At 47.8% G+C, this 758-nt stretch carries 1 protein-coding gene; it reads left to right on the top strand.

Annotated elements, in window-relative coordinates; genetic code table 11:
• Positions 1–96: 96 nt before the first annotated feature.
• On the top strand, positions 97–758 hold a 662-nt coding region (locus R7Z50_RS26845), incomplete at its 3' end, for an ABC transporter permease subunit (RefSeq protein WP_318149663.1).

Here is a 758-nt window from a genome sequence, read left to right as displayed (position 1 = left end):
TGAAGGTCGCATAACTGGCGAATTTGATGCGAAAGACGCCGACCAAGAAAAATTACTCGCCTGTGCCGTAGGCAAAAAGATCAATGAGGAAGCAGCATGAGTACCAATACCATGAGCAAACCGACCGAAACAAGCAGCAAAAAGCTGTTTACTAAAGAGTGGTTGATTGAACAAAAATCACTGATTGCACTGTTATTTTTGATTGTTGTGGTGTCTTTTTTAAACCCGAACTTTTTTACGGTAGACAACATTCTTAACATCCTTCGTCAAACCTCAGTCCACGCGATCATCGCCGTAGGTATGACTCTGGTTATCTTAACTGCTGGTATCGACTTGAGTGTCGGTTCTGTCCTTGCGCTTTGTGGTGCATTTGCCGCGAGCCTAATCGCGATGGAAGTGCCAGTTTTAATTGCGGTTCCAACGGCTCTATTAGCTGGTGCAGCACTGGGCGCAATCAGTGGCATCATCATCGCTAAAGGCAAAGTGCAAGCCTTCATCGCGACGCTGGTCACCATGACATTACTGCGCGGTGTGACCATGGTTTACACCGACGGTCGACCAATTTCTACTGGCTTCACAGACACGGCAGACGCATTCGCATGGTTTGGTACAGGCTACGCGTTAGGTATTCCAGTGCCAGTTTGGTTGATGGTTGTTGTATTCGCAGCGGCTTGGTACCTACTTAATCACACTCGCTTTGGTCGCTATGTTTACGCACTAGGCGGCAATGAGTCTGCGACTCGCCTGTCTGGTATTAA

Source organism: Vibrio sp. 1249-1 (genome assembly GCF_033340495.1).
This window is presented reverse-complemented; position numbering and strand designations above follow the sequence as displayed.